Raw genomic sequence first — 23,423 nt, 5'->3', positions numbered from 1 at the left:
GCTGTTCAGCCTGACGCGTCCGTATATCGGAACCGGGTCGGTCGAGTTGCCCGCGTGTTAACGCGGTTCGTGGGCCTTTGCGGCGTTACGGTCGGGCCTCCGCGGGCACCACCTGCTTCTCCTCCGCGAAGTGGCACGCCGACGGGTGGGCCGCCGGGCCCCCCGCCGCGCGCAGCGGCTCGGGCACCGCGAGCACCGGCACCTCCTCGGCACAGCGCTCGCGCGCCTTGAAGCAGCGGGTGCGGAAACGGCAGCCGGACGGCACCTGGGTCGGGGACGGGACGTCGCCGGTGAGGATGATCCGCTCACGGCGGGAGCGGGCCCGCGGATCGGGGACCGGGACGGCGGAGAGCAGCGCCTGGGTGTAGGGGTGCGTCGGATGGTCGTAGATCTCGGCGTCCCCGCCGGTCTCCACGATCCGCCCGAGGTACATCACGCCGACCCGGTCCGAGATGTGCCGGACGATCGACAGGTCGTGGGCGATGAACACGTACGAGAGTCCGAACTCCCGCTGCAGGCGCGCCATCAGGTTGATCACCTGGGCCTGTACGGAGACGTCGAGCGCGGAGACCGGCTCGTCGGCGACGATGATCTCCGGGCGCAGCGCCAGGCCGCGCGCGATGCCGATGCGCTGGCGCTGCCCGCCGGAGAACTGGTGCGGGTAGCGGTTGATGTGCTCGGGGTTGAGCCCGACCACGTCGAGCAGTTCGCGCACCCGGCGGCGCCGGTCGCCCTTCGGGGCCACCTCGGGATGGATGTCGTACGGCTCCCCGACGATGTCGCCCACCGTCATCCGGGGGTTGAGCGAGGTGTACGGGTCCTGGAAGACCATCTGGATGTTGCGGCGCACGGCCTTCAGGGCCCGGCCCGACAGCCTCGTGATGTCCTCGCCCTTGTACCGGATGGTCCCGGCCGTCGGGCGTTCCAGGTGGACCAGCATCCGGGCGACCGTCGACTTGCCGCAGCCGGACTCCCCCACGACGCCGAGGGTCTCGCCGCGGTGGAGGCTGAGGTCGACGCCGTCGACCGCCCGCACGGAACCGATCTGCTTGCGCAGCAGGACGCCCCGGGTGAGCGGGTAGTGCTTCACCAGTCCCTCGACCTCGAGGATCGCCTCAGGCATGCAGGCACTCCGTCCGGAAGTGGCAGGCGCTGCCGCGCACCTCGGAGACCGCGTACAGCGGGGGCTCGTCGGAGCGGCAGACGTCCCGGGCCATCGGGCAGCGGGGGTGGAAGGCGCACCCGGGCGGGATGCGCGTGAGGTTGGGAGGCAGCCCTCTGATCGCGGTCAGCTCCCGGCCCTTGAGGTCGAGCCGGGGGACGGAGTCGAGCAGGCCCCGGGTGTACGGGTGGGCGGGCGCCTTGTAGAGGTCGTGGACCGGCGCCGACTCCACGAGCCGGCCCGCGTACATCACGGCGATCCGGTCGGCGACGTCGGCGACCACCCCGAGGTCGTGGGTGATCAGGACGAGCCCCATCCGGTACTCGCGCCGCAGCTCGGCGAGCAGGTCCATCACCTGTGCCTGCACGGTGACGTCGAGAGCGGTCGTCGGCTCGTCGGCGATGACGAGCGCCGGTTCGAGCGCGATCGCCATGGCGATCATGATGCGCTGGCGCATCCCGCCGGAGAACTGGTGCGGGTACTGCTTCACGCGCTCGCGGGCGCCCGGGATGCGCACGCGGTCCATCAGCTCGACGGCCTTGGCGCGGGCGTCCTTGCGGGACATGCCCCGGTGCACGACGAACATCTCGCCGAGCTGGTCGCCGACGGTCAGCACCGGGTTCAGGGACGACAGGGCGTCCTGGAAGATCATCGCCATCTCGGCGCCACGGACCCGCCGCCGCTCCTCCTCGCCGAGCTTCAGCAGGTCCCGGCCCCGGAACAGCACCTCGCCGCCGGTGATCCGCCCCGGCGGCGAGTCCAGGATGCCCATGACCGCCTGCGCGGTCACCGACTTGCCGGAGCCGGACTCGCCGAGCACCGCGAGCGTCTCCCCCGCGTCCACACCGAAGCTGACGCCGTTGACGGCACGGGCGATCCCGTCCCGGGTCCGGAACTCCACCTTCAGGTCACGTACGTCGAGCAGCATCGCGTCCCTCACCTCAGCTTCGGGTCGAGGGCGTCGCGCACCGCGTCGCCCAGCATGATGAAGGCCAGGACGGTGACCGCCAGCGCCCCCGAGGGCCACAGCAGCGCGTGCGGGGCGGTGCGGATGTACGGGGAGGCGGCCGAGATGTCGATGCCCCAGGACACGCTCGGCGGCTTCAGACCCACGCCGAGGTAGGACAGGGTGGCCTCCAGGGCGATGTACGTCCCGAGCGCGATCGTGGCCACCACGATCACCGGGGCGACCGCGTTGGGCGCGATGTGCCGCAGCAGCAGACGGGCCGGGGAGGCGCCGAGGGCACGGGCGGCCTGCACGTAGTCGTTCTGCTGGACGGTGATGACCGCGCCCCGGGCGATCCGGGAGATCTGCGGCCAGCCGAGCAGCACGATGAACCCGACCACCGGCCAGACCGAGTCGGCGGTCACCACCGACAGCAGGACCAGGCCGCCGAGGACGACCGGGATGGCGAAGAAGACGTCGGTGATCCGCGACAGCACGGCGTCCCACCAGCCGCCGAAGAACCCGGCGAGCGCGCCCAGCACCGAGCCGAGGACGGCCACCCCGAGCGTGGCGCAGAAGCCGACGACGACGGACGTACGGGCGCCGTACACGGTGCGGGTGTAGACGTCGCAGCCCTGGCCGTCGAAGCCGAAGGGGTGGCCGGGCGCGGAGCCCTGCTGGGCCCGGGCGAGGTCGCACTTCAGGGGGCTGCCGGAGGTGATCAGGGAGGGCCACACGGAGATGACGGCCAGGAAGAGGATGACCAGGGCCGAGACCAGGAAGACGGGGTTGCGGCGCAGGTCGCGCCAGGCGTCGGACCACAGGCTGCGGGGCCGGTCGGTGACCTGGGCCGGGTCGGCCGCGGGCGGGACGGGCTCGCCCGCTCCGCCGGGGGCGGCCGGCGGGCGCCGTGCCGTCCCCGTCTCGGTCGCGCTCAGGTCCATCGCGCCGCCCCCGGCGATCACCCCCTTGGGCGGGAACGGCTGTTCAGGCATAGCGGATCCTCGGGTCGAGTACGGCGTACAGCAGGTCGACGACCAGGTTGCAGAGCAGGAAGACGAGGACGAGGACCGTCACGAAGCCGACGACCGTCTGGGTGTTCTGGCGCAGGATGCCCTGGTAGAGCTGGTAGCCGACGCCGTGGATGTTGAAGATCCGCTCGGTGACGATGGCGCCGCCCATCAGGAAGCCGATGTCGGCGCCGACGAACGTGACGACGGGGATGAGGGAGTTGCGCAGCAGGTGCCGGGTGACGACCCGGCGCCGGGGCAGGCCCTTGGCGACGGCCGTGCGGACGTAGTCGGAGCGCCGGTTCTCCGCGATGGACGTGCGGGTCAGCCGGGTGACGTAGGCCAGGGACACCGACGCGAGGACGAGGCCGGGCAGGAGCAGTTCCCCGAAGGGGGCCGCCGGGGACACCGACGGCCTGATCCAGCCCCACTCGACGCCGAGCAGCAGTTGGAGCAGCAGACCGGTGACGAACGTGGGGACGGAGATGACCACGAGGGTGAGCAGCAGCACCCCGGTGTCGACGGGACGCCCGCGGCGCAGACCGGTGAGGACGCCGAGGGTGACCCCGATGAGGATCTCGAAGCAGATCGCCACGATCGTCAGCCGCAGGGTGACCGGGAAGGCCGTGGACATCAGCTCGGTGACCTCCTGGCCGTTGAACGCGGTCCCGAAGTCCCCGGTGAACACGTTCCCCATGTAGGTCAGGTACTGCCGCCACACGGGCTGGTCGAGGCCGAACTCCTGCCGGAGCCGCGCGGCCGTCGCCGGGTCGCACTGGCGGTCGCCGCACAGCCCCGCGACGGGGTCGCCCATCACGTTCACCATGAGGAAGATCAGCAGGGTGGAGCCGACGAACACCGGGACCATCTGCACCAGGCGCCGGACGACGTACCGTCCCATGGCGGGCTCAGCCGACCTTGATCTGTTCGTACACGGGGACGCTGAACGGGTTGAGGGTCACGTCCGACAGGCGCGCGGACCAGCCGGCGCTGCCGTTCTGGTACCAGAGCGGGATGGCCGCCATCTCGTCGCGGACGACCTCCTCCGCCTGCTGGAACAGCTTCACGGCCTTCGTGGGGTCCGTCTCGGCGTTCGCCCGGTCGACGAGCCGGTCGAACTCGGGGCTGGACCACTTGCCGTCGTTGGAGGAGGCGTTGGTGTAGTAGAGCGGCTGGAGGAAGTTCTGGGTGAGCGGGTAGTCCATCTGCCAGCCCGCCCGGAACGGCCCGGCCAGCTTCTGGGTGGTGGACTTGCTGCGGAAGTCGGCGAAGGTGCCCATCGGGTTGCCGACGCAGGCCCGGTCCTTGCCCAGCGCGTTGTTGATGGAGTTGCAGACGGCGTCCACCCACAGCTTGTGGGAACCGGTGTCCGCGTTGTACGTGATCTTGACCTGGCCGCCGGGCAGCCCGCCGCCCTCCTCGATCAGCTTCCGGGCCGCGGCGGCGTCGTACTCGCACCACTGCCCGCACAGCCCCGCCTTGTAGCCGCCCTCGGCGCCGAGCACGGGTGACGTCCAGTCGGTGGCCGGGGTCCGGGTGCCCTGGAAGATGGTCCGGGTGATCTGCTCGCGGTCGATGGCCCGGGACAGGCCCTTGCGGACCTTGTCCGCGCCCGACCCGGTCCAGCGCTTGTCGTAGTGCGGGAAGGACAGCGTCTGGATGATGCCGGCCGGGGTGTTGAGGTAGCGGCCGTCGAGGTCGGCGCGGACGTTCTTCAGCTGCTGGGCGGGGACGTCGTCGACGAGGTCGAGGTTGCCGGCCATCAGGTCGGTGTAGGCGGTGTTGTTGTCGGTGTAGACCTTCAGGGTGACGCCGTCGTTGCGGGCCGCGTCGGGCCCGGTGTAGGCGTCCCACCGCACCAGCCGCATCTCCGAGCCCCTGGTGTACGACTGCACGGTGTACGGCCCGTTGCCGACGGGCTTGGCGAGCCAGCCGGCGTGGTCCTTGTAGAACGCGCGCGGCAGCGGGACGAACGCGTTGTAGCCGAGGGTGTCCGGGAAGCCGGAGAACTTCTGGCTGAGCGTGACGGTGAAGGTCCGCGCGTCGACGACCTTCAGGCCGGACATGGTCCGCGCGCGCTGCTCGCCCTGCTCGGGGTGGACCTGGTCGTAGCCCTGGATGTAGCTGAAGAAGTAGGCGTTCTTCTGGTTGTTCTCCAGGCTCGCCCCGTAGTTCCAGGCGTCCACGAACGACTTCGCGGTGACCTTCTCGCCGTCGCTGAACGTCCAGCCGTCCTTCAGGGTGACGGTGAAGCGCTGTGAGTCGGACGTCGCGATGCGCTTGGCGACCATGTTCTTCGCCTCGCCGGTCTTCGGGTCGTACTGCTTCAGACCCCGGAAGATCATGGACAGCACCTTGCCGCCCTGCACCTCGTTGGTGTTGGCCGGCTCCAGCGGGTTCTGCGGGTCCGTCCAGGACGAGCTGAGCACCGCGCCGCCCTCCCCGGCCCCGGCGCCGCCCCCGCAGGCGGTCGTCGCGAGCGCAACGGCCATCGCGCCCGCGGCCCATCTGGCGTAGCTGGCTGCGCGCATCGGATGCCTCCTCGTGACCGCGGCGCCCGGGTCGACGCCATGCCCTGGCAGCCACTATCGGCAGCCGCGCGGGGGGCGCGCATGCGCACGGAGGCCATCCGGGGGCGGGGTTGGCCCGTTCGGCCGCACGCTCCCCGCCAGGGCGTCAGGCCGCCACCAGGGGCTCTTCAGCGGTATGGACCACTGGCTGTCTCAATCTCATCACTTCATTGTTTCCGCAGGCCACATGGGGTTTCATGCGCCGTTGACGTGCGCATGAACGCGCTGACAGTCCAACAGGCCGTCCCTCTGCAAGCGATGACGCGAGGTCACCACATGAGTAGTTCCGAGCAGCACGGCAGAGCACGGCGGCGCCTGGCCGCCGCCACCGGAGCCGCCGCCCTGACCCTGGCGGCCGGACTGGTACCGCAGCAGGCGGCCGCCGCGGACGGCGACAAGGTCCTCACCGTCGCAGTCGCACAGAGCGTCGACTCACTGAGCCCGTTCCTCGCCCAGCGGCTCCTGAGCACCAGCATCCACCGGCTGACGTACGAGTACCTCACCAACTACGACCCCGAGGACGCACGGGCCGTCCCCGCCCTGGCCACCAAGTGGACGTCGTCGCCCGACAAGCTGACCTGGACCTACACGATCCGCTCCGACTCCACGTGGTCGGACGGGAAGCGGGCCACGGCCGAGGACGCGGCGTGGACGTTCAACACGATGATGACCGACCCGGACGCGGCGACCGCCAACGGCAGCTTCGTCGCCAACTTCCGCGAGGTGACCGCCCCCAGCCCCACCAAGCTCGTCATCGAGCTGAAGAGACCGCAGGCCACGATGACGGCGCTGGACGTGCCGATCGTGCCGAAGCACGTCTGGGAGAAGGTCGACGACTACTCCGAGTTCAACAACGACAAGAACTTCCCCATCGTCGGAAACGGGCCATTCATCCTCACCGACTACAAGCCCGACAGCTATGTGCGGCTGAAGGCCAACAAGGACTTCTGGCGCGGGGCGCCCAAGTTCGACGAGCTGGTCTTCCGCTACTACAAGGACCAGGACGCGGCGGTCGCCGCCCTGCGCAAGGGCGAGGTCTCCTTCGTCTCCGGGTCGCCGTCCCTGACGCCCGCCCAGGCGTCCTCGCTCAAGGGCGAGAAGAACATCAAGGTGAACGACGCCCCCGGACGGCGCTTCTACGCGCTGGCCGTCAACCCCGGCGCCCGGGCGAAGAACGGCGAGACGTTCGGCGACGGCGACCCGTCCCTGAAGGACGAGCGGGTGCGGCACGCCCTGTTCACGGCCGTCGACCGCGAGACCGTCATCGACAAGGTCTTCCAGGGCTACGCCGTGCACGGCGAGGGGTACATACCGCCGCGCTTCGGCTCCTACTTCTGGAAGCCGTCGGACGGCCAGGAACTCGCCTACGACCCCGCGAAGGCGGCCCGGCTCCTCGACGAGGCCGGGTACAGGAAGAACGGTGACGGCAAGCGCGTCGGCAAGGACGGCAAGCCGCTCGACTACCGGGTGCTGTGCCACGCCACCGACCCCAACGACAAGGCGATCGGCCAGTACCTCCAGGAGTGGTGGGGCGAGCTCGGCATCGGCGTCACCCTGAACTGCGTGGACAACGTCACCGACCCCTGGCTGGCCGGCACCTACGACCTCGCCTTCGACGGCTGGTCCGTCAACCCCGACCCCGACTTCGTGCTGTCGATCCACACCTGCGGGGCGCTGCCGGCCACCCCGAAGGACACGGGCGCCACCGACAACTTCATCTGCGACAAGCGGTACGACGAGCTGTACGCCAAGCAGCTCGCCGAGTACGACCCGGCCAAGCGGGCCGACCTGGTCAAGCAGATGCAGTCCCGGCTGTACGACCTCGGCTACATGAACGTCATGGCCTACCCGAACGCCGTCGAGGCCTACCGCACCGACCAGATCGCCTCGATCACCACGATGCCGAAGAAGGCGGGCAACATCTACGGGCAGGACGGCTACTGGAGCTGGTGGTCGGCCACCCCGGCGGACTCGGGCGACTCCGGCGGCTCGGGCTCGACGGGTGTCGTCGTCGGCATCGTCGCCGGTGTCGTCGTCCTCGTCGGAGTGGGCGCCTTCCTCGCGCTGCGCCGCCGGTCCACCGCAGAGGACCGCGAGTAGCCCATGACCGCCGAAGCACCTCTCACCGCGGCCGTCGAGGCCGCCGCGCCCGCGGTCCCCGGACCGCGGGCGCGCACCACCACGCGCTATCTGCGCTACGGCGCGGGTAAGGTGGCCGGCGCCGCCGTCTCCCTGTTCGCGGTGCTCGTCACCGGGTTCTTCCTGTTCCGGCTGATCCCCGGCGACCCGGTCAAGACCATGACCGGCGGGCGGCCGGTGTCGGCCGAGCAACTGGAGGCCTACCGGCGTGAGTTCGGGCTCGACCTGCCGCTGTGGCAGCAGTTCACCGAGTACTGCGGCAAGGCGCTCACCGGCGACCTCGGGACGTCGTACCAGTTCCACACGCCCGTCGTCGACAAGATCGCCGAGGCGCTGCCCAACACGCTGCTCCTCACCGGCACCGCGTTCGTCCTCTACACCCTGCTCGGCATCGTGCTGGGCACCCGCTCGGCCTGGCGGCACGGCGGGCTCGGCGACCGGCTGAACACCGGGCTGGCGCTGACCCTGTACTCCGTGCCGTCGTTCTGGCTGGGCCTGTTGCTGATCATCGTGTTCGCCGTCGGGATCGGCCCGATCCCCGGCCTGTTCCCCACCGGCGGCATGGAGTCCGGCGGCGAGGAGGGCTTCGCCCACGTCCTCGACGTCGCCCACCACCTGGTCCTGCCCGTGGTCACGCTCGTCGCGGTGGAGTACGGCCAGACCCTGCTGGTGGCGCGTTCCGCGCTGCTGGACGAGATGGGCGGCGACTATCTGACGACGGCCCGCGCCAAGGGGCTCCGGGACGACCAGGTGCGCCGCCGGCACGCCGTGCCCAACGCGCTGCTGCCGACCGTGACCCTCGTCTTCGTCAACCTGGGCCGGACGGTCGCCGGCGTCATCCTGGTCGAGACGGTGTTCTCCTGGCCGGGGCTCGGCGGGCTGTTCTACCAGGGGCTGAGCGTCCCCGACCTGCCGCTGGTGCAGGGCCTGTTCCTCTTCTTCGCCGGGACGGTGATCGTCATGAACACCCTGGCCGACCTCGTCTACCCGCTGCTCGACCCCCGGGTGGGCCGATGACGGCCGGGACCGGGGAGCCCGTGAAGGACGGCGGCGGCCTGAAGGCGCCCGGTCCCCGGACGCTCGCCCGCCGCCGGCGCCGCGCGTCCGTCGCACGCTTCTGGCGGGAGTACCGCACCCACCGGGCCGGAGTGGTGGGGCTGGCCGCGCTCGCCCTGTTCGCGCTGGTCGCCCTGACCGCCCCGCTCACCGTCGGCTCCGACGTGTCCAGCGTGACCGGGGCGACCGGACAGCCGCTGGAGACCCCCAGCGGGGAGTTCTGGCTGGGCACCGACCGGTTCGGGCGGGACCTGCTCGGCCTGGTGGTGTGGGGGTCACGGGTGTCGCTGCTGGTGGGGCTGCTGGCGGCCGCGCTGTCGGTGGCGATCGGCACCCTGGCCGGGATCACCGCGGGCCACTTCAAGGGCGCCTACGCCACCGTGGTCATGCGGATCACCGACTGGTTCCTGGTGATGCCGACCCTGGTCCTCGCCATCGCGCTGGCCACCGTGATGTCCCGTTCGCTGGGCACGGTCGTGCTGGCGATCGGCGTGACCTCCTGGCCGACCACGGCCCGGCTGGTGCGGGCGCAGACGCTCGCCGTGGAGGCCCGGCCGTACATCGAGCGGGCCCGGGCGCTGGGCGGCGGGCACCGGCACATCATGGTGCGGCACGTCCTGCCCAACGTGATGCCGCTGGTGCTCGCCCAGACGACCCTGATGATCTCCTCCTCCATCCTCGCCGAGGCGACGCTCGCCTTCCTCGGGCTGGGCGACCCGACCGTCGTGTCCTGGGGCGGGCTGCTCCAGGACGCCCGGGAGGCGGGCTCGGTCAGCTCCGGTAACTGGTCGTACCTGGTGCCGCCCGGCCTCGCCATCGCGGGTGTCGCGCTGGCGTTCACGCTGTGCGGACGCGCGGTGGAGTCCGTCCTCAACCCCAGGCTGGGGGTGGCCCGTTGACGCTCCTGGAGGTCCGGAACCTGGAGGTGACCTACCCGGGTGGCGCGGCCGCCGTACGGGGGGTCGACCTGAGCCTGGAGGCCGGGCAGAAGCTCGGCATCGCCGGGGAGTCGGGGTGCGGCAAGTCCACGCTCGCGCTGGCCCTGCTGCGGCTGCTGCCCGCCGGCACCCGGGTCGGCGGCGAGGTCCTGCTGGACGGCGAGGACGTCCTCACCATGCGGTGGGGCCGGGTGCGGGCGGTGCGCTGGGCCGGGGCGTCCATCGTCTTCCAGGGCGCCATGCACTCGCTGAACGCCGTGCACCGGGTCGGCGACCAGATCGCCGAGCCGATCCTGCTGCACCGCAGGGCGACCCCGGCCGCCGCCCGGCGGCGCACCGGAGAGCTGCTGGAGCAGGTCGGGCTCCCCGCGGCGCGGGCGTCGGCGTACCCGCACGAACTGTCCGGCGGGCAGCGCCAGCGCGTCATGATCGCCATGGCGCTGGCCTGCGACCCCCGCCTGGTCGTCGCCGACGAACCGACGACCGCGCTGGACGTGATGATCCAGGCGCAGATCCTGCGGCTCATCGAGCGGCTCGTCGCCGAGCAGGAGCTCGGGCTCGTCGCGATCAGCCACGACCTGGCCGTCCTCGCCGAGACCTGCGACCGGATGGCGGTGATGTACGCGGGCCGGGTGGTCGAGGAGGGACCGGCGCGCACGGTGTACGAGGACGCCGGGCACCCCTACGCCCGGGCGCTGTCGGAGGCGTTCCCGAGGATCGGCGACCCCGCCTCCCGGTTCGCCCCGCGCGGCCTGCCGGGCGACCCGCCGGACCCGTCGGCGCTGCCCGCCGGGTGCGCCTTCCACCCCCGGTGCCCGGTCGCGCTGGACTCCTGCGCGGTGGACGACCCGGCGCTGCGCGTGTCGGGCACCGGGCGGCGGGCGGCCTGTGTGCACGTGGGCGCGGCCCAGGACGCGAGGAGCGGATCATGACCCTGCTGAGCGCGCGGGACCTGCACGTCACCTTCCCCGGCCGGCACGGCGGCCCGCCCGCCCGCGCGGTGGACGGCGTCGAACTGGACATCGGGGCCGGGGAGATCGTCGCCCTGGTCGGCGAGTCCGGCTGCGGCAAGACGACTCTGGCCCGCGCCCTGCTCGGGCTCGTCCGCCCGACGCGGGGGCGGGTCGTCTTCGACGGGAAGGAGGTACGGCCCGACGCGCGCGCCCTGAAGGCGTACCGGCGCCGCGTCCAGCTGGTCCTGCAGGACCCGACGGGCTCCCTGAACCCCCGGCACACCGTGTACGAGGCGGTGGCGGAGGGCCTGCGCGTCCACGGGCACACCGGCGACGAGCGCACGGCGGTGGCCGAGGCGCTGTCCCGGGCCGGGCTGCGGCCGCCCGAGCGGTTCTTCCTGCGCTACCCGCACGAGCTGTCCGGCGGGCAGCGCCAGCGCGTGGTCATCGCCGGCGCCCTGGTCCTCGCCCCCGAACTCCTCGTCGCCGACGAGCCGGTGGCCTCCCTGGACGCCTCCGTACGCGGGGAGATCCTGGCGCTGCTGCTGCGGCTGCGCACCGAACTCGGGCTGTCCGCGCTGGTCGTGACGCACGACCTGGGACTGGCGTGGAACATCGCGGACCGGGTCGCGGTGATGTACCTGGGCCGGATCGTGGAGACCGGGGACGTCGAGCAGGTCCTGACGGCACCACGGCACCCGTACACGCGGGCGCTGCTGTCGGTCCTGCCGGAGGCGCCGGGCACCCCGGTGATCCTCAGCGGTGAACCGCCGGACCCCTCACGGGTACCGGACGGCTGCCGCTTCCACGCGCGCTGCCCGGTGCTGGCGAGCGGGGAGGCCGACCGGGCCGGGGTGGCGGACGCCTGCCGCACCGAGGACCCGGAGATCCTCGACGGCGGCGCGCACGCCCAGGTGGCCTGCCACTGGGCACGGGCGGCCACGAGGGCCTGACACGCACGAGGACCGGGGTGCGAGCGCCTGCTGCGGCTCTCGCACCCCGGTCCTCGTGCGGACGACGTGGGGCGGTGTCAGCTCTTGGAGACCGGCCCGTCCGTGTCGGAGACGCCTTCCAGGGCCTGCAGGCCGGCGTCCAGGACGACGTCCTCGCCGCGGTCCGCGATGGTGGGCTCCTCCGGGTAGTGGCACGCGGTCAGGTGACCGGCCTTGCTGCCCTCGATGCGCAGCAGCGGCGGCTCCTCCGTGGCGCACTTCTCCGTCGCCTTCCAGCACCGGGTGCGGAACCGGCAGCCGGACGGCGGCATGATCGGCGAGGGCACGTCACCGGCGAGGCGGATGCGCTCCCGCTTCGCCGCGTCGATGTCCGCGTCCGGGACCGCCGACAGCAGCGCGTGCGTGTACGGGTGCCGCGGGCGGTTGTAGATCGAGTCGCGGTCGGCGATCTCGACGATCTTGCCGAGGTACATGACCGCGACGCGCTCCGAGAAGTGCCGGACGATCGCCAGGTCGTGGGCGATGAAGACGAACGCGATGCCCATCTCCCGCTGCACTTCCTGCAGCAGGTTCACCACCTGGGCCTGGATCGACACGTCGAGGGCCGAGACCGGCTCGTCGGCGACGATCAGCTTCGGCTCCAGGGCGATGGCGCGCGCGACGCCGATGCGCTGGCGCTGACCGCCGGAGAACTCGTGCGGGAAGCGGTTGTAGTGCTCCGGGTTGAGACCGACGATCTCCAGGAGCTCACGGACGCGCTTCTCACGGCCGCCGGGAGGGTTGATCCCGTTGATCTCCATCGGGCCGGAGATGATCGTGCCCACCGTCTGCCGCGGGTTCAGCGACGCGTACGGGTCCTGGAAGATCATCTGGATCTCGGACCGGACCGGCGCCAGCTTGCGGCGGTCGGCCCGGCTGATGTCCTGGCCCTTGTACTCGATGGTGCCCGCGGTCGGCTCGTAGAGCCGGGTCAGCAGCCGGCCGGTGGTCGACTTGCCGCAGCCGGACTCGCCGACGAGGCCGAGGCTCTCGCCCGGGTAGACCTCGAAGTCCACGCCGTCGACGGCCTTGACGTGGCCGACGGTTCGCCGGATCGGGAAGCCGCCCTTGATCGGGAAGTGCTTGGTCAGTCCGCTGACCTTCATCAGCGGTCCCTCGTCGCGGCCCCGCTGCTGCGGGACGGCGTCGACGACCGCCGTGGTCGTGTTTTCGTTGTCGCTCATGGTGATGCCCCAGTCGCCGGTTTCTGCTCAGCCCAGCCGGGGCTGAATCATGTCGATGAAGACCTGCTGCCGCTGCTCCCCCGTCAGGTGGCAGGCGGCGGCACGCCCCGGGGCGAGCGTCGGACGCTCCCCGGAGCACAGCCCGCCCTGCACCTTGTCGGTGTGCGCGCACCGCGGGTGGAACGGGCAGCCCGGCGGCGGGTTCAGCAGGGACGGCGGCGAGCCGGGGATCGGCATCAGCGGCTCGTCGACGCTGGAGGACAGCCGCGGCATCGAGCCGAGCAGGCCCCAGGTGTACGGGTGCTGAGGCGTCTTCAGCACCTCGCGCACCGTGCCGCGCTCCACGGCCCGGCCGGCGTACATCACGAGGATGTCGTCCGCCATGTTGGCGACCACGCCGAGGTCGTGGGTGATCATGATGATCGCGGAGCCGAACTCCTGCTGCAGGTCCTTGAGCAGGTCGAGGATCTGCGCCTGCACGGTCACGTCGAGCGCGGTGGTCGGCTCGTCGGCGATCAGCAGGTCCGGGTCGCAGGCCAGCGCCATGGCGATCATGGCGCGCTGCCGCATACCGCCGGAGAACTGGTGCGGGTAGTCGTCCACGCGCTGCTGCGGGTGCGGGATGCCGACCTTCTCGAGCAGGTCGATGGCGCGCACCCGGGCGTCCCGCTTGGAGGCGCCGGTGTGCTTCATGAACGGCTCACCGATCTGCCGGCCCACCGTGTAGTAGGGCGACAGGGCGGTCAGCGCGTCCTGGAAGATCATCGCCATCTTCTTGCCGCGCAGCGACTCCAGCTTCTTCTCGCTGGCGTCGGTCAGTTCCTGGCCGTCGAGCGTGATGGAGCCGTCGATGGTCGTCGTCTTGCGGTTGTGCAGGCCGAGGACGGCCAGGTTGGTCACGGACTTGCCGGAACCGGACTCGCCCACGATCCCGAGGGTCTTGCCGCGCTCCAGGTCGAAGGAGAGCCCATCCACCGCCTTGACGATGCCGTCCTCGGTGGAGAAGTGGACCTTGAGGTCGCGCACCGAGAGGAAGGCGTCCCCCGAGGCGGGAGCAGCGGCCTCTTCGGGCTTGGTCTGAGTGGTCACGGTGGTTCTCCTAGGACAGGCGCACGCGCGGGTCGATGACGGCGTACAGGGCGTCCACGATCAGGTTGAAGACGATGATGAGCGCGGCGCTGACCAGCATGACGCCCATCAGCATGGGCAGGTCCTTGTTGGTCACGGACTCGAGCGCGAGCCGGCCGAGTCCCGCGAGGCCGAAGGTCAGCTCGGTCACCATGCCGCCCGAGAGCAGCGAGGACAGGTCGATGCCGAGGATGGTGACGATCGGGATGAGGGAGCCGCGCCAGGCGTAGCGGAAGAACGTGTAGTTGCCCGACATGCCCTTGGCACGCGCGGCTCTCACATGTTCTTCCTGGAGTTGCTCGATCATCGAGGAGCGGCTCATACGCGTGTAGTTGGCGGTGAAGATGGTCGCCATGACGACCCAGGGGATCAGCAGGCCCATGAACCATCCGCCGAGATCCTCGGAGAAGGGCACGTACTTCGGCTTGTCGAGCCAGCCGGTGGTGTAGACGAGCGCGAGCAGGACCAGCGGGCCGAGGAAGTAGATCTGCAGCGAGCTGACCACCAGCGAGCCGGAGCTGAACAGCTTGTCGATCCAGGTGCCGCGGTTCTTCGCGGCCAGCAGACCGGCGCCGAGGCCGAGGACCAGGAAGACCAGGAGGCTTCCGACGGTCAGCGAGAGCGTCAGCGGGAAGCGGTCGACGATCGTGTCCCAGACGTTCTGGTTGTTGGCGAAGGAGACGCCGAAGCAGGGGGCGGCACAGTGGCCGACGGCGAAGTCACGGCCGGCGAAGATGCCGACGAGGAACGTCCAGTACTGGACGGTGACCGGCCTGTCGAGGCCGAGGTTCGTGTGAATGATCGCCAGCGCGTCCGGAGTGCAGTTCTTTCCACAGGCCAGAGTGGCCGGGTCCTGCGGGATGGCGAAGAACATGAAGAACGTGAACGCACTGATCAACAGCAGAATCAGCGCCGCGCCGAATGTCCGGCGGATGAGGAATTGAAGCATGGCAGGCAGCTGCTCTCAGGACGGCGGCAATCGGAGGGGGGTCTGGCAGGGGGGGTGGGGGACGGGTGGTGGGCGCTCCGCCGCGCGCCCACCACCATCGCCCCGACCGTGCGGGTTACTTCTTCAGGAAGACGCGGGTGACGTCCACGTAGCTCGAGTCCGAGCTGTAGCGGATGCCGCCGATGTTCGAACCGAAGATCTGGAAGACCTTGGTGTAGTAGATCGGCGCCGCGGGGTTGACTTCCTTGGAGATGTACTCGTTCAGCTCGGCCCACGCCTTGGTGGCCTCGGCCGTGTCGGTGATCTTCGCGATGCGCTGGATCTCCGAGTTGACCTTCGGGTCGTTGATGTGCGAGTAGTTCGACGCACCGTCCTGGATCTGGTTGCCGTCGTACAGCGGCGGGAAGACCGTGGACGCGGACGGCCAGTCCTGGCCCCAACCGGTCATGTACAGGTCGTAGCCGTTCTTGACCTTGCCGACCTGCTCGTACCAGGTGGCGGAGTCGATCTCCTTCTTCTGGATGTCGAGACCGATCTTGCCCAGGGCGTCGGCGATCAGCACGGCCTGCTGCTGGCGGACCGGGGTGTTGCCGTAGGCGTAGACGAGCTTCTTGCCCTCGAAGCCGCCCTCCTTGATGAGCTTCTTCGCGGCCTCGATGTCACCGTTCGGCTTGCCCTTGCGGTTGAACGGGTCGAACGCGTCGTTGTAGCCCGGGGTGGTGGGCGACATCAGCGAGTTGGCGACCTCACCGCCGTAGGCGCCACCGTCGGCCTTGAAGACCGAGGCGGAGGGCATCGCGAGGGTGATGGCGTCGCGCAGCTTCTTGTCCTTGACGCGGTCAAGGTTGAAGTTGAGCTGCCACACGTACGGCGCGTAGCCCTGGATGGTGCGCTTCATCGCGGCCTTGTTGCCCACGACCTGCTGCAGCTGCGTGGTGGCGACCTGGCCGGTGAACATCATGGCGTTCTTGGCCGAGCCCTGGTCGGCGAGGAGCGTCTTGGTCTGGTCCTCGTCATCGTGGTTCATCTCGATGTCGAAGCCGTCGACGTACTGGTGACGCACCGAGTCGGACTTGGCGTCCCACTTGTCGTTCTTGACCAGCTTCATGGACTTGCCGGGCTTGAAGTCGGCGATCTTGTACGGACCCAGGGCGACCGGGTCGTTGTCGTACTTCTCCTTGGTGTCCGTCTCCTCGGGCACGACGCTGTAACCGGGCATGGTCAGCATCTGCGGGAGGTCGACCTGAGCGTCCTTGAAGTGGAAGACGATCGTCTTGTCGTCCGGGGTGTCCAGGACGGCCTTGGGCAGGTGCTTGCCCTTGTCCGGACCCGCGTACGCCTTGCGGTAGGTGGTGCCGGCACCCGAGAGCGCCTGCTGCAGGTAGGTCGGACCGTCCGTGATGTAGGACGCGTACAGGCGCTCGACCGTGTGGCGGATGTCCGCCGAGTTGATCGGGTTGCCGTTCTCGTCCTTCAGGTTGTCCTTGAGGGTGTAGGTCCAGGTCTTGCCGCCGTCCGAGACCTTGCCCGCGTCGGTGGCGAGGTCGCCCACGACGGTCAGGTTGCCCTGGTCGTCCTCGTCGTACTGGGTCAGGCCGCGGAAGATCAGGCGGCTGAGCAGCTTGCCGTCGGAGACGTAGATCTGGCCCGGGTCCAGGTGGGAGAAGTCGGCCTCCTGGTACACGGTCGCGACGCCGCCGGGCTTGGCACCGGGGACCGCGGGAGCCGGACCGGTCGACGCCTTCGCGTCACCGATCTGCACCGGCTTGGACTGCGCCTTGGCATCGTCCTTGGTCTTGCTGTTGTCCTTGCTGGAGCTACCGCTGCCCCCGCCGCAGGCGGTGAGGGTCAGGGCGCCCGCGGCGACCGCGACTATAGCGGCCGAAGCGGCGCGGTTACGGAAGATGCTCATGGAGACGATCCACCTGCCTGTGAGTAGTGATCACTGCTGGTACTGGGCCGGACGGTGCCGTGCGGCACCGGGGCCGGCCGAGCGGGAGTGTGGGGGGAGGGTGGGAGATGGCCCGGGGAGGGTCAGCGTCCCGTCTTGGGGTCGAAGGCGTCCCGTACCGAGTCGCCCAGGAGGTTGAACGCCACGACGAAGATGACCATGGCGATGCCGGGGAAGAGCATGTAGTACGGGTCCTGCTCGATGATGTTGGCGCCGATGGCGAACATCCGGCCCCAGTCAGGGGTGGGTTCGACGTATCCGACGCCCACGAAGGACAGGAACGCGATGCTGAGGATGGTGCTGGGCAGCGTCAGGGTCGCCTGCACCAGTGTGGGGGTCACGATGTTGGGCAGAAGCTCCTTGCGGATGATCCGCCAGGGCGAGGCACCGGAGATCCGGGCGGCCTCGATGAACTCCCGGTCGCGCAGCGACAGCGTGGCACCGCGGACGATACGCGCCAGGCTCATCCAGCCCAGGAAGGACAGGACGATGATGATCGCGGCCGACCGCACATAGGTGGGCGTCTCCTCGTCGGGGGCGACGAACACCGTGGTGATGACCGGCATCGCCGCGACGAAGAACAGCTGGCTGGGCAGCGCCATGAAGAAGTCGGTCATCCGGCCGAGCCAGTAGTCGATACGGCCGCCGAAGTATCCGCCGGCGAGTCCGATCAGCACACCCAGGACCGTCATGATGAGCGTCGCGGCCACGGCCGTGGCCAGTGAGGTGCGGATGCCGTAGATCAGCTGCGTGAAGACGTCACGGCCCAGGCCCGGCTCGACGCCGAACCAGAACTCGCCGTCGATGCCGCCGACGGGCTTCGCGGGCATGGTGAACATGTCCAGGAGGTCGGGGTTCTCCTGGCCGTACAGGGTGTACGGGTTCTTGCCGTAGACCTTCGCGATCAGCGGCGCTGCGGCGGCGATCAAGAAGAAGAACAGGACGACGAAAGCGGACACCACGCCGGTCCGGTCGCGCTTGAACCGCGCCCACATCAACTGGCTGGGGCTGCGCCCCACGAGCTTCTTCGGCTCCTCGGCCGTGCCCGGTGACGCGCTCTCTTTGTCCAAGGCGGAGGAGGCTTCGACACCCTCAAGCTCGATTGGACTCGTCATGATTCGTCCATTTCACAGGTTGGAGGTCACCGGGGAGGAACACTGACCCGGCGGCCTTCGCACGGCGTACGTATCCGCAGCGCGCGAGGGAGAACAACGACGGAGGGGCGTCGGCCGCCCCTGGGGGAACCCTGGCTCGCGACCGGCTGGGGGCCGGCCGACGGAACGAGTCGTCAAGGAAGCTCGCGACGCCGCGTCGCGAACGCAACCACCGTGACGGCACTGAGCGCACCCGCGGGGCCTACACCTGCCATCGGGGACGACACGACCCATATGGCGCTTGTGGCACCTCGCATGGGTTCCTCCTCATGAATCCGCTGGTTCACCGCAAAGAGAGGCACATGACACCTTCCGGTCCCATTCCGGTGCCGAAAGTCGTCAGGTGCCCCCCGCGCTCGCGAGTCGGCGCAGTCAGCGCGTGACCCGTTCAGACGAGCTCTACGCGCCTAACTATCTGCCATCGGCCACGCGACGAACCACAGTCTCGAGGTCTCGGTTCGATCACAGATAGGGGCCAGGCCTTCCAAAATCCGGACAAAGGGTTTGGCGAGAGATCACTACGAAACGGACTTGTTACACATCTATCGGGGTCAGCCGTCCGTATAGCGGACGGCCGTCTCGAAAATGGGTTGCCGCTCACCCGCCGAAAAGGGAGGGTGCTCGCGGGGCGCTGTGTCACCCGCCACACGCCGGCCGGGACGGCCCGCACCGCGTGCCACCGGACCCGCGGTTACCGGCAGTCGCACCGCCTCTGCTTGCGGGGAGGATAGTGCGACCTGTCCCGTTCTCCGACTTCTCACCACGGATTCAAGGGTTTTCCCTATGCGGCCCCTCACCGGGCCCGGACGCACGACGGCACCGGACACCCCCGGGGTGGGACTGTCCGGTGCCGTCAGCGCGTTTGTCAGCCGTGCTTGGCGCGGCTCGCGGCGCGGGCGCGTTCGCGGGCGTCCAGGTTCACCTTGCGGATGCGGACGGCCTCAGGGGTCACCTCGACGCACTCGTCGTCGCGGCAGAACTCCAGGGACTGCTCCAGCGACAGCTTGCGCGGCGGGACGATCGACTCGGCCACGTCGGCCGTGGACGACCGCATGTTGGTGAGCTTCTTCTCCTTGGTGATGTTGACGTCCATGTCGTCGGCGCGGGAGTTCTCGCCGACGATCATGCCCTCGTACACCTCGGTGCCGGGCTCGATGAACAGCACGCCGCGCTCCTGGAGGTTCGTCATCGCGAACGCGGTGACGGCACCGGAGCGGTCGGCGACCAGGGAGCCGTTGTTGCGGGTGGTCAGCGTCCCGAACCAGGGCTCGTGGCCCTCGTGGATCGAGTGGGCGATGCCGGTGCCGCGGGTCTGGGTCAGGAACTCGGTGCGGAAGCCGATCAGACCGCGGGAGGGCACGACGAACTCCAGGCGCACCCAGCCGGAGCCGTGGTTGGACATGTTGTCCATACGGCCCTTGCGGACGCCCATGAGCTGGGTGACGGCACCCATGTGCTCCTCGGGCACGTCGATGGTCATGCGCTCGACCGGCTCGTAGGTCTTGCCCTCGACCTCCTTGGTGACCACCTGCGGCTTGCCGATGGTCAGCTCGAAGCCCTCACGGCGCATCTGCTCGACCAGGATGGCCAGCGCCAGCTCGCCGCGGCCCTGCACCTCCCAGGCGTCGGGGCGCTCGGTGTCCAGGACGCGGAGGCTGACGTTGCCGATCAGCTCGCGGTCGAGGCGGTCCTTGACCTGGCGGGCGGTGACCTTGCGGTCCTTGACGGCCGCCTTCGCGTCGGCGCCCTTGCCGGTGCCGCCACGGCCGACCAGCGGCGAGGTGTTGGTGCCGATGACCATGGAGATCGCGGGCTCGTCGACCGTGATGAGCGGCAGCGGCACCGGGTTCTCCGGGTCGGCCAGCGTCTCGCCGATCATGATCTCCGGGATGCCGGCGACCGCGCAGATGTCACCGGGGCCCGCCTTCTCGGCCGGCTTGCGGGTGAGCGCCTCGGTCATCATCAGCTCGGAGATGCGCACGTTGGCGACGGAGCCGTCGCGCTTCATCCACGCGACGGTCTGCCCCTTCTTCAGCTCGCCCTGGTGGACGCGCAGCAGCGCGATACGGCCGAGGAAGTTGTCGGCGTCCAGGTTGGTGACGTGCGCCTGGAGCGTGGCGTCCTCGTCGTAGGTCGGCGCCGGGATGTGCTGGAGGATCGTCGAGAAGAACGGCTCCAGGCTGGTGGAGTCCTCCGGGACGGTGCCGTCGGCCGGCTTGGTCAGCGAGGCGATGCCGTCGCGGCCGCAGGCGTAGACGATCGGGAACTCGATCTGCTCCTCGTCCGCGTCCAGGTCGAGGAAGAGGTCGTAGGTCTCGTTGACGACCTCGTCGATCCGGGCGTCCGGACGGTCCGTCTTGTTGATGCAGAGGATGATCGGCAGGCGGGCCTGGAGGGCCTTGCGCAGCACGAAGCGGGTCTGCGGGAGCGGGCCCTCGGAGGCGTCGACGAGCAGCACCACGCCGTCGACCATCGACAGACCGCGCTCGACCTCGCCACCGAAGTCGGCGTGGCCGGGGGTGTCGATGATGTTGATCGTGATCGGGTCCCCGCCGTCCTTGGGGTGGTACTTCACCGCCGTGTTCTTGGCGAGGATCGTGATGCCCTTCTCACGCTCCAGGTCGTTCGAGTCCATCATGCGGTCGTCGACCGAGTCGAGCTGGTGGGCGGCGAAGGCACCGGCCTGCTTCAGCATGCCGTCGACGATGGTGGTCTTACCGTGGTCGACGTGGGCGACGATGGCGACGTTGCGGATGTCGTGGCGCGTGGCCATATTGCGGCGTACTCCCGGAGTGTGAGGACGGCCCTGCTGCGTACGTCTGTGTTACGCGGGCCCTGCCGGGCGGAACATGCCACGGCCTCACCCCATGGTACGGGGCTTGCGGGGCGGGGGCTTGGCGGGATGTGACGCCGCAGGTCAGCCCCCTTTTCGAGCACGCGGCGGGCGCCGCACGGGCCTGATCGGCCTCCGCGGCGCCCGTGAGCGGCCTCCGGCTACGACGCCGAGGGGGCCGGCTGGCCCTTCGCGCCCTTCTCCAGGAAGCCCATGTCCTCGAAGACCGGGGCGCCGAACCCGAAGGCGCCCGCGTTGGCGAGGTCCGTGCGCGCGGCCGTCAGCTGGGGGCGCTGGTAGAGGGGGATCGAGCCGGCCGCGGCCCAGATGCGGGAGTCGGCCTTGCGGATCAGGGACCGTGACTCGGACTCGTCGAGCGTGCTGACGGCCTGCTCGAAGAGCTGGTCGACCTGGTCGGTGCCGACGCGCGTGTAGTTCTGCTCGACGTTCAGCGAGCCGTCGGCGGCCGGGACCGGCTTGGCGTAGATCGGCCGGGCGTCGGTCGCGGGGAAGGCGGAGCCGGGCCAGGAGTAGAGGGCGAGGTCGTACTGGCCGGACGCGATGTGGTCCTTGAAGTAGCTCTCGTCCGAGACCTTGGTCACCTCGGTGCGGATGCCGACCCGCTTCAGCATGAGGCCGATCCGGTCCGCCACGGTGCGCAGGGTCTGCGACCCCTCGCCGTCCGGCACGACGAAGCGCAGCGTCAGCGCCTTGCCGTCCTTGGCGAGCCGGCGGCTCGCGGCGCCCGCGGGAGCGGCCGTGCCCTGCGGGGCGTAGGCCCCGGGCGCGCCGCCGGACAGCTGCTTGCCGCCGTACTGCATGCCGTCCCGGGCGAGGTGGCGGGCGTCCTGGCCGTCGGCGCCCTTGTCGTCCTCGCCGACGATGTAGGTGCCGTCGTCATCGCCGTCGGACTTCTTGCCCGCCTTGGACTCGCCGTCCTTCTTCTCCCCCGAGTCCTTCTCCTTCCTGTCCTCCGAGTCCTTCTCCTTCCTGCCGCTCTTGTCGGCCTCGCCGCCGGCGGCCTTCTCGCCCTTCTTCTTCTCCTTCACGGGTCCGCCCGGCACCCAGCCGGCGTCCGTGAGGAGCGCCTGCGCCTCCGCGGTGTCCTGACCGCCGATCGCCCCGCTGTTGTCGGCGTAGGCGGCCTGCCCGGCCAGCGCCAGGTGGCTGCCGACCGGCTCTGCGGGCAGTCCGAGCGGCCGCAGGACCGTCTCGGCCAGCTTCTCCCGGTCCAGGGCGCGGGCCACGGCCCGGCGCACCCGCTCGTCGGCGAGCGGGCCGTCGCCGCCGCCGTTGAGGGCGAGCTGGGTGTAGGAGGGCTCGAACGACTTGCGGACCTCGAAGCCGTGGAACCGCTCCTTGTCCTTGCGCTGCCCGGGGGTCAGCTTCCTCAGGTCCGGGCCCATCAGCGGGGTGCCGGAGGCACTGGCCGACGGGCCCTGCGGGCGGGGCGCGGCGATCGCGATGCGGCGTGCGGCGGCGGGGTCGACGTCGGCCAGGTCGAGACGTCCGGCGGCGAGTTCGGCGGCCCGCCCGTCGCGGGGGACGGCGCGCAGCACGATCTCGGAGAGCTTGGCCGGCTTCCCCCACCAGCGGGGGTTGCGGGCGAGGCGGACCTCGTCGCCCTTGCGGTCGATCTTCCGCACGGTGAACGGGCCGGCGCTGACCTTGAGCTTTTGCCGCGCCCCGTCGTTGAAGGAGTCCGGCGTGCCCATGACCTCCTTCGGGTACAGCGGCGAGAACAGCGACCGCCAGTCCGCGTAGGTGCGGGCGAAGGTGACCCGCACCTGCAGGTCGTTGTCGCCGCGCTCGATCTTCTGGATGCGGTCGTAACCGGCGTTGCGGGCGGTCCAGTAGGCGCTGTCCTTGCCGGACAGGGCCCGCCACTGGGCGGCGAAGTCGGCGGCGCCGATCTCCCGGCCGTCGCTCCAGACGGCCTGCTGGTTCAGCTTGTACAGCACGACCTGCTTGGGCTCGGTCTCCACGACCTCGGCGGACTCCAGGTACGCCTCGTTGCGCTCGGGGCGCCCGCTCTCGTCGAGCCGGTACATCGAGGGCAGCGTGGCCTGGGCGATCCGGGAGGTGGTGGCGTCGGCGTCCGACTGGAAGGTGTTCAGCGTCTCCGGCACGGTGTCGACGGCCCAGCGCAGGGTGCCGCCGTCGGCGATCCGGGCGCGGGCGGCCGGGGCGATGTCCTGGCCGGCCAGCGGCTTGCCGGCCGGGTCCGGATCGCTGCAGCCGGCGAGCACCGGCATCGCCAGCACCCCCGCGGTGAGGAAGGCGGCCGCGCGCATGGCCGAGCCGCGGCCGGGCCTGGTTCCGACGCCGTCGTGGGACATCTGCTACCTCCGGGGAGCGGCTCCCGCCGGTGACAATTAGTGCGTTCTGATCACGTTTGGCGGTATTTTGGTGCTGATCAGATCTACGGCCCCCACTGAAGAGGAAAGGGTTCGCCAGG

The 23,423-nt window shown here is 70.1% G+C and carries 17 protein-coding genes; 5 read left to right on the top strand and 12 right to left on the bottom strand.

The window, feature by feature from the left end; genetic code table 11:
- Positions 1 to 85: 85 nt before the first annotated feature.
- Genes ACFRAC_RS09580 through ACFRAC_RS09560 form a run of 5 tightly spaced genes read right to left on the bottom strand, consistent with a single transcriptional unit; the run spans position 86 to position 5,649 of the window.
- Positions 86 to 1,123: an ABC transporter ATP-binding protein gene (locus ACFRAC_RS09580; protein WP_382922863.1), complete on the bottom strand. Its 1,038-nt coding sequence runs from the start codon at positions 1,121 to 1,123 to the stop codon at positions 86 to 88.
- Positions 1,116 to 2,090: an ABC transporter ATP-binding protein gene (locus tag ACFRAC_RS09575; protein WP_382922861.1), complete on the bottom strand. Its 975-nt coding sequence runs from the start codon at positions 2,088 to 2,090 to the stop codon at positions 1,116 to 1,118. The genes ACFRAC_RS09580 and ACFRAC_RS09575 overlap by 8 nt, the downstream gene beginning before the upstream one ends.
- Positions 2,091 to 2,098: 8 nt before the next feature.
- The gene (locus ACFRAC_RS09570; RefSeq protein ID WP_382922859.1) at positions 2,099 to 3,103 is read right to left on the bottom strand and encodes an ABC transporter permease; all 1,005 of its coding nucleotides are present in this window, start codon (positions 3,101 to 3,103) and stop codon (positions 2,099 to 2,101) included.
- Positions 3,096 to 4,019: an ABC transporter permease gene (locus ACFRAC_RS09565; RefSeq protein ID WP_382922857.1), complete on the bottom strand. Its 924-nt coding sequence runs from the start codon at positions 4,017 to 4,019 to the stop codon at positions 3,096 to 3,098. The genes ACFRAC_RS09570 and ACFRAC_RS09565 overlap by 8 nt, the downstream gene beginning before the upstream one ends.
- Before the next feature lie 7 nt (positions 4,020 to 4,026).
- Positions 4,027 to 5,649: an ABC transporter substrate-binding protein gene (locus ACFRAC_RS09560; RefSeq protein ID WP_382922855.1), complete on the bottom strand. Its 1,623-nt coding sequence runs from the start codon at positions 5,647 to 5,649 to the stop codon at positions 4,027 to 4,029.
- A gap of 315 nt (positions 5,650 to 5,964) precedes the next feature.
- On the opposite strand from ACFRAC_RS09560, the gene ACFRAC_RS09555 reads away from it, so the two are divergent.
- The 5 genes from ACFRAC_RS09555 to ACFRAC_RS09535 are packed head-to-tail and all read left to right on the top strand — an operon-like array spanning position 5,965 to position 11,727.
- Entirely contained in the window at positions 5,965 to 7,788 is a 1,824-nt protein-coding gene (locus ACFRAC_RS09555) for an ABC transporter substrate-binding protein (protein ID WP_382922853.1), read from the top strand.
- A 3-nt stretch (positions 7,789 to 7,791) separates the two neighbouring features.
- Complete coding sequence (locus ACFRAC_RS09550; protein WP_382922851.1) at positions 7,792 to 8,844, top strand: ABC transporter permease; 1,053 nt, start codon at positions 7,792 to 7,794, stop codon at positions 8,842 to 8,844.
- On the top strand, positions 8,841 to 9,782 hold the full coding sequence (locus ACFRAC_RS09545; RefSeq protein WP_382922849.1) for an ABC transporter permease: 942 nt from the start codon (positions 8,841 to 8,843) through the stop codon (positions 9,780 to 9,782). The genes ACFRAC_RS09550 and ACFRAC_RS09545 overlap by 4 nt, the downstream gene beginning before the upstream one ends.
- Positions 9,779 to 10,753 (top strand): ABC transporter ATP-binding protein, encoded by a 975-nt coding sequence (locus ACFRAC_RS09540; RefSeq protein ID WP_382922847.1) that lies wholly within the window; start codon positions 9,779 to 9,781, stop codon positions 10,751 to 10,753. Before ACFRAC_RS09545 ends, ACFRAC_RS09540 begins: the two co-directional genes overlap by 4 nt.
- On the top strand, positions 10,750 to 11,727 hold the full coding sequence (locus ACFRAC_RS09535; protein ID WP_382922845.1) for an ABC transporter ATP-binding protein: 978 nt from the start codon (positions 10,750 to 10,752) through the stop codon (positions 11,725 to 11,727). Before ACFRAC_RS09540 ends, ACFRAC_RS09535 begins: the two co-directional genes overlap by 4 nt.
- 77 nt (positions 11,728 to 11,804) lie before the next feature.
- Here ACFRAC_RS09535 and ACFRAC_RS09530 read toward each other — a convergent pair whose 3' ends face one another.
- The 7 genes from ACFRAC_RS09530 to ACFRAC_RS09500 form a co-directional block, all read right to left on the bottom strand.
- A complete protein-coding gene (locus tag ACFRAC_RS09530; protein WP_382922843.1) occupies positions 11,805 to 12,950 on the bottom strand; it encodes an ABC transporter ATP-binding protein in 1,146 nt (381 codons plus the stop codon).
- Positions 12,951 to 12,977: 27 nt separating this feature from the next.
- Positions 12,978 to 14,039, bottom strand: coding sequence for an ABC transporter ATP-binding protein (locus ACFRAC_RS09525; protein ID WP_382922841.1), 1,062 nt, complete (start codon positions 14,037 to 14,039; stop codon positions 12,978 to 12,980).
- Positions 14,040 to 14,049: 10 nt separating this feature from the next.
- On the bottom strand, positions 14,050 to 15,027 hold the full coding sequence (locus tag ACFRAC_RS09520; RefSeq protein WP_382922839.1) for an ABC transporter permease: 978 nt from the start codon (positions 15,025 to 15,027) through the stop codon (positions 14,050 to 14,052).
- Between the two features lie 115 nt (positions 15,028 to 15,142).
- Complete coding sequence (locus ACFRAC_RS09515; protein ID WP_382922837.1) at positions 15,143 to 16,939, bottom strand: ABC transporter substrate-binding protein; 1,797 nt, start codon at positions 16,937 to 16,939, stop codon at positions 15,143 to 15,145.
- A gap of 122 nt (positions 16,940 to 17,061) precedes the next feature.
- Positions 17,062 to 18,093 (bottom strand): ABC transporter permease, encoded by a 1,032-nt coding sequence (locus tag ACFRAC_RS09510; protein ID WP_382922835.1) that lies wholly within the window; start codon positions 18,091 to 18,093, stop codon positions 17,062 to 17,064.
- Between the two features lie 904 nt (positions 18,094 to 18,997).
- Entirely contained in the window at positions 18,998 to 20,905 is a 1,908-nt protein-coding gene (gene typA / locus ACFRAC_RS09505) for a translational GTPase TypA (protein ID WP_382922833.1), read from the bottom strand.
- Positions 20,906 to 21,126: 221 nt separating this feature from the next.
- On the bottom strand, positions 21,127 to 23,304 hold the full coding sequence (locus tag ACFRAC_RS09500; protein ID WP_382922831.1) for an ABC transporter family substrate-binding protein: 2,178 nt from the start codon (positions 23,302 to 23,304) through the stop codon (positions 21,127 to 21,129).
- Positions 23,305 to 23,423: the final 119 nt, after the last annotated feature.

It is taken from the genome of Streptomyces sp. NPDC056628, from assembly GCF_042792555.1.
Taxonomy (GTDB): domain Bacteria; phylum Actinomycetota; class Actinomycetes; order Streptomycetales; family Streptomycetaceae; genus Streptomyces.
Note: the sequence above shows the minus strand (reverse complement) of the source record. Positions and strands in the feature narration are given on the sequence as shown.